Source organism: Cryobacterium sinapicolor (genome assembly GCF_004403465.1).
GTDB lineage: Bacteria > Actinomycetota > Actinomycetes > Actinomycetales > Microbacteriaceae > Cryobacterium > Cryobacterium sinapicolor.
This window is the reverse complement of record NZ_SOGQ01000022.1, coordinates 1-6,032: the sequence shown is the minus strand read 5'-3', so window position 1 is coordinate 6,032 and position 6,032 is coordinate 1. Positions and strand designations below refer to the sequence as shown.

Genomic DNA, 6,032 nt, shown 5'->3' with positions numbered 1-6,032 from the left:
GGTCATCGACGAGGCGGTGATCCTCCCCGAACTCGCCGCCGCCTAAACTAAAACAGCTGACCCGCACGGTGTTGAGAAACTCCACCACTCAGCGGGACGTGACCCGGTCGAGACACAGTGGCAACGCCGGAACCTGGGGAACTTCGCCCCTGACCGACTCGCTAGACGACTCGCCTCGGGCAGTCCATCGCGCAGATCGTTCGGCTATCAGGCGTTCAGAGCGATCCCGGCTTCAGATCGTATGTCACCCATTTCGTCGAAGTGGCGGTCGAGTCATAAAGGTGCCGGGCACGAGTGTTGTCCTCCGCCGTGATCCAGCGGACGACTGAGCTGCCTTCACCGTCGGCCAATGAGGAGAGTTCGCTGAGTAGCGCCCGCCGGCGCCGGAACCGCGAGTGTTCGGGGACGTGAACAGATCGTCGAGGAAGATTCCCACGCTGCCAGTGGAGGGGCGGGCAAATCGCCGATAGTGCGCGAGTCCCACGAGGCAATCCCCGGAACTGGCAACGAAGGCATTCACTTCATGCGCGCCGTCATTGATCCAAGTCCACACACGTTCAACAATTCTTTCATCGGGGGAAAGTGCGTAATAATCTCGATATTCCCGACACAGCCCAGCCCACTCGGCGAATTCTGATGCTTGAACTGCGCGAACCAAGACCGTGTCGTCTGTACTCATCGCCTCAGAGTAGCGGCCCGCATTCTGTTCCCGATGGAGGCTAATTGCCCGGCCGCGGATCGGCGACCTACAGATTAATCAATCGCGTCAGCAGTGTCTCGGCTGCGCCGGCGATGCTGCCGACTGCGGAGACGGTGAAGATACCAGCCACTCCCCAGAACCAGTAACGGTCACTCCGACCCGTTTTCATCCGGTCGAGGGCCAGCCACCAAGCCGCCACCGTCGCCACGGTGGCGGCGATTACGGTACCAAACGCCATCCGTACGAAGTCCGCTGCGTCTGGAGCACCCCAGGAGTTGGTCGCGAGCACGATACTGAACGGAACGATGACCATCCCCACGAATCCGATGAGCACCGGAGACACAGCGCGTCGTTTCTGAGTACTCGTCTGAGTTGACATGCGGTGAGTCTCGCAGGTCTCGCTCCTGCCGACGACGCAATCGTTCCCGCGATCCGCAAAGGGTTGGGGTCCGCGACGTCAGATTCACGACTGGGTTAATGCTGGTTACTCGGCCGCTGTGGGAATGTTAGCGAATGGGGGATTTCTTATGGGCTTGCCGACCTTGTGGGGCTAGTCCGGAGCTTGGCCGATGAGTACGCGCGGCTCGATTGGGTCGATGATGGCGGCCACGCTCGTCTCCCGGGCGCTCGGTTTCCTCAAGGCAATTCTGCTCGTAGCTGCGATCGGCGGCACGAGCGAGGCGGTCGGTGGGCAAGCGTTTGAAATCGCGAACTCAGCACCCACTTACCTCTTCGCTCTGATCGCTGGCGGCGTCCTGGGCGCGGTGCTTGTCCCGCAGATCGTTCGGAACCTCCACGACGGCCCGGCTGGCCAGGAAAACACGGACCGGCTCCTCACGATCGTTCTAGTGGGCGGGGCCGTGGCCACAGTCATCCTCACCCTGTGCGCTCCGGGAATCGTCTGGATCTACGCAACAACCTGGTCGGCGCAGTGGCGAGGACTCGCAACGTCGATGGCGTACTGGTGCTTGCCGCAGATCTTCTTTCTCATCGCATTCGCCGTCCTGTCCCAGGTCCTGAACGCTCGCGGTGTGTTCGGCGCCCCCGCGTGGGCCCCCGCAGCCTCCAACCTGCTGGGTATCAGCGGGATCCTGGTCTTCCTGTTCCTGCTGCCGACCGGGCTGGGCACGGTCGACTCATGGAGTCCACTCATGGTCGCCGTGCTCAGCGGTACGGCCACCTTGGCCATCGCTATCCAGGCTCTGCTGCTCCTGATCCCGCTGCGGAGAATCGGGTTTCGGATCCGGTTTCGCTGGGGCTTTGGTGGGCTCGGGCATATGTCGACGCTGGAGGGCTGGACTCTTCTCGGGGTTATCGCGGGCCAGGCCGCGTACCTGGTCACGTCGAACGTCGCCAGTAACGCCGGGAAGACCCTCAACGAGTTGGGTGTCGACGGCCCCAGCCTGAACTCCCTCTCGATGGCGTACTTGCTGATGCTCTTGCCGCACGGGATCGTGACCGTGTCGCTGACAACAGCCCTCTACACACGGATGAGCGGATCCGCCGCACGAAATAACCTCCCCGAGATCGATGCACTCTCCACATTGGCCAGCAAACCAGTCGCTTACGTCGCGATCGCCGCCAGTGCAGCTTTCGTGGCGCTGGGCCCACTGATCACTGAGGTGCTCTTTGGCAAGCCAATCATTGGGCACGTACTCCAGGTGCTAGCGATTGGCCTTGTCGGGTTCAGCCAGGCCTACGTGCTCAACCGAACATCCTTCGCGTTGCAGGATGCCCGCGGCCCCTTCACCACCCAACTCGTCATCGCCGGACTCTCCGCCGCCGGCGCCGCAGCAGCTCTCCTCCTTCCACCTGAACTCACCGTGATCGGAATCGCTGCAGGAATCTCCATCGCTAACTTCGCCGGCTGGCTGACCGCGCACCTGTCGCTACGGCGAACCCTCCAAAACCGCGGTCACGTCCCCGCCGGTCAACGGCCCCTCGCGCTCGGCTACGCCCGACTGCTCGGTGCAGCCATAGTCAGTTCCGCTGCCGGGTTATCACTGGTGGCCTACACCGGCACACCAACAGGCTTCGTCGGCCAGGCCACCCTTCTGGCGGCCGCCGGCATAGGCGTTCTGACAGTCTTCATCGCGGTGAGCTGGATACTCGGCGACCGAACACTGAACAACCTGCGCCGAAGGTAGCCACCACATTGGCCCTGGTCCCAACCGCCCACACGGCAGAGAAGACTGCCCGCAGAAGGTTCGATACCGGGCGCTGACCCCGGTCTGAACGCTCAGAAGCCAGCCGATCCTTCAAAGATCCTCGGCGGGTGCCCGTGGTCAGGAGGCGAGGGCGGCTTCCATCTCGTCGACCAGCCGACTTGCTCGCTCGCCCTTGCCTCTGTGATGTGGCTCGCCCCGCAGAAAGTGAGGGGCTTAGCTTCCAAGAGTCGACCCAAGTCCCGCGCTGCGGTTCTCTTTGCAGGGAGCGCTTGGGTTAGGAGGCCGATAGCCTATTTGTGATCCTGACCGCTGGACCGGTATCCGAGCTTTGATCCGCAAATAGAATCGGCCGCGGCGATGCCGGCGTTGACAGCATTCAGCCCAGTCGTATTGTTCGACGCCATCGGTCCCCCAGGCTCGAATCGAGCTTGAGCAGTGAGGAGAGAATCGCGGGCATGTTCGGCACGGATTCGCACCTCCCCCGCCGTCATCTGTTTGATCCGCGCGTTCACGGCGCCTTTCTCATTCCCAGGGCGCTGTTTCCGAAGACAACGATCCCCTCCGACGCCCAGCTATCGACGATCGGGTCTCCGTCTTCCTCCTGCTTGGCCAGGGCCGATTCGGTTAGGTCATAGATCTGGGCATCATTACCGGTCCACAGTTGCACGTTGTCCCGGAGCCCGGTTACGAATTCGTCCCGGACATCGAGTGCCGCCTCGTCAGGAAAGACGACGAGCAGGTCGACGTCGCTCGTCTTGGTGGAGTCACCTCGTGCCACGGATCCGTAGAGGGCAACCGTGACGCCCTCCGGTGCGCTCGCATCTGCGAATGCTGTTACGCGCCTGTTCAGCTCCTGGCGTGCGTTCATCGCGATCTCAACAGCCGGCCAGAGGATGTGCGACCGGTTGGCAGAATACATAGTCGCATGGGGCGCTGGGACCGAAATGACCAGACCGATGTCGGCGAGCCGGAGAAGGGACAATCGGACGTTGGCCGGTGTTCCAGTCCCCGCCAGACGGGCGATCTGTCGACCAGTGAGCTCTGAGCCGGCCCTGGCAACGACGCGCAGGGCCACAGCGTCGAGGCCATTCATGAACGAGGCGAGTGGGGCAGATAAGTCCACGAACAGCTCCTTTCAATGTTTGTATTGCTCTTCGATTCGATCGAATCTAAATACAATACAAATGCATTGCTCCACAATGCGATGAATTGAGGATCAGCCAGTCGTGCCAAAGCTCCTCCGAGTTGAGGGTTCGATCAATGTCGTACTTCTCGGGAAGTCACGCAGGAGCATGCTCAGAAGCGCCCTTTCAACGTCCCCCTTGCGCGCAGCCAGACGCAACTTCGAAGCCCGCTCATTACGGTCGGGTATCCGTGCGTCTATCCGAAGGCCGGCGATGGCACGGACTGTGCGCCTGCCCCGTCTTGATTGATTCCCAAGCCCATCGCGTCTGAGACCGTCGCACGAGTGGACCGCGGGCGCGTCGGGTAGCGGTGCTCGTCGCTTCAGGTGCATGGTCGTCTGCCGAGCGCGCGGGGCATAACCTAAATGCAGTGGTTGATGAAGAAGACCGAGTCTGTCTAGCGAAGGGCGCCGGAATGCCGATCAGTGAAGTCGAGTTCGTCGATACGCCTCTGCTTCGCGTTGGATATGAGGTGCTCGGTGAGCCGGGCGGTCAGACCGTCGTGCTCCTGCATGGGTTTCCCTACGATGTACGTTCCTACGACGATGTGGCCCCTCGGCTGGCGAAGGCGGGTATCCGGGTCGTTGCGCCCTATCTGCGCGGATACGGCCCGACGAAGTTCCTCTCCGACCAGACGCTGCGATCCGGACAACAAGCAGCGCTCGGTCAGGACCTGATCGACCTCATGGACGCGCTTGGCGTTGAGCGAGCGATCGTTGCGGGGTATGACTGGGGTGGACGCGCCGCATGTGTGGCCGCGGCGCTTTTCCCCGAGCGGATCGACGGGTTGGTCACGGTCTCTGGATATCCCATCCAGGACATCGGTGGGTCTGTCGAACCGGCCGCTCCGCTCGATGAGAAGCTGGCGTGGTATCAGTACTACTTCCACTCAGAGCGGGGTCGGCGCGGTCTTGAGCGGGACCGCGAGGACCTGTGTCGTTTGCTGTGGCGCGACTGGTCTCCGGAGTGGGTCGAGGCAGAGACTGCGTTCGCGGCGTCGGCATCCAGCCTGCACAACTCGGATTTCGTCGACATTGCTGTCCATTCGTACCGGCATCGCTTCGGGCTGGCCGTTGGAGATCCGCGCTATGACGACCTCGAGGGTCGTCTCGCCCAGCGTCCAACCATCTCCGTGCCTACTGTCTCAGTTGACGGCGGAGCAGACGGGTTCGGCTGGTTCGACTCGTCTGAGCATGCGTCCTACTTCTCAGGCTCCTTCCAGCGTGTCCTGCTGCCCGGGGTTGGGCACAACCCGCCGCAGGAAGACCCTGCGGCTTTCAGTGACGCGGTACTGACGCTCGTGCACTGATTCCACAAGCCCGCGATCCGTGGCCTAACAGCGCTTACGAGCTGATGCGATTGCAGCGAGTTGTTCCGTGGTGGTCCCGGTGAGGGTTGGACTCGCGGGCGAAGCAGTGGGACCCTTCAGTTGCCTGAACTGCCCGGATCGAGCAATCGTCGCTGGCTTGCAGCTTGACGTTGCCCGAGCATCGAGCCTGCACCGAATGAGAGCACTGCCAGCCCGACAATGAACAGCGCGATCCCGATCTGACTCCGTGGTGAGAGTTGTAGGCCTATTGGAGAGAAAGTCGTGTTGCTGAGCGGCGCGTAGGCGAACCAGCCGAAGCTCGCTTGGTCACTCGGCACGAGAAGGAGCACGAGTCCGATGACGGCAGCCACGGTCCCGAGGACGACCATGGATACGCTCACCCGACGCCAGAGGTTTGAGTTGAAAACTCCACCTTGCCCAGCCTGCATCTCGCCCATGTGGCCATGCTAGATGACTCACCGGTTCCACGATGTGACAGAGCGCACAGAGCGTTCGGCAATACGACGTCGACATGGACGCCGATCCGCCGCGGAAGAACATCAGGGTCACGTCCCTGTGAGTGGTGTGGTTTCCCGCTCTTGAGTGTTGCTTCGTCAACGTAAAGAGCCACCGTGGGATGGTCAGTGAGTACCGACTAAAGCAACTCACAA

5 protein-coding genes are annotated in these 6,032 nt (G+C 61.9%); 2 read left to right on the top strand and 3 right to left on the bottom strand.

Annotated features, from left to right (window positions below):
• Positions 1–746: 746 nt before the first annotated feature.
• Positions 747–1,079, bottom strand: coding sequence for a hypothetical protein (locus tag E3T28_RS04985; RefSeq protein WP_134428535.1), 333 nt, complete (start codon positions 1,077–1,079; stop codon positions 747–749).
• Between the two features lie 190 nt (positions 1,080–1,269).
• On the opposite strand from E3T28_RS04985, the gene murJ reads away from it, so the two are divergent.
• Entirely contained in the window at positions 1,270–2,847 is a 1,578-nt protein-coding gene (gene murJ, locus E3T28_RS04980; RefSeq protein ID WP_134428533.1) for a murein biosynthesis integral membrane protein MurJ, read from the top strand.
• Between the two features lie 529 nt (positions 2,848–3,376).
• Here the strand turns inward: murJ and E3T28_RS04975 are convergent.
• On the bottom strand, positions 3,377–3,787 hold the full coding sequence (locus E3T28_RS04975) for a nucleotidyltransferase domain-containing protein (protein WP_166786926.1): 411 nt from the start codon (positions 3,785–3,787) through the stop codon (positions 3,377–3,379).
• Positions 3,788–4,422: 635 nt separating this feature from the next.
• On the opposite strand from E3T28_RS04975, the gene E3T28_RS04970 reads away from it, so the two are divergent.
• Positions 4,423–5,361: an alpha/beta fold hydrolase gene (locus E3T28_RS04970; RefSeq protein WP_198417154.1), complete on the top strand. Its 939-nt coding sequence runs from the start codon at positions 4,423–4,425 to the stop codon at positions 5,359–5,361.
• 116 nt (positions 5,362–5,477) lie between these two features.
• Here the strand turns inward: E3T28_RS04970 and E3T28_RS04965 are convergent, their stop codons facing one another.
• Positions 5,478–5,819 carry a hypothetical protein gene (locus E3T28_RS04965; RefSeq protein WP_134428529.1) on the bottom strand — a complete coding sequence of 114 codons (342 nt, stop codon included), beginning with the start codon at positions 5,817–5,819 and terminating at the stop codon, positions 5,478–5,480.
• Between the last annotated feature and the right edge of the window lie 213 nt (positions 5,820–6,032).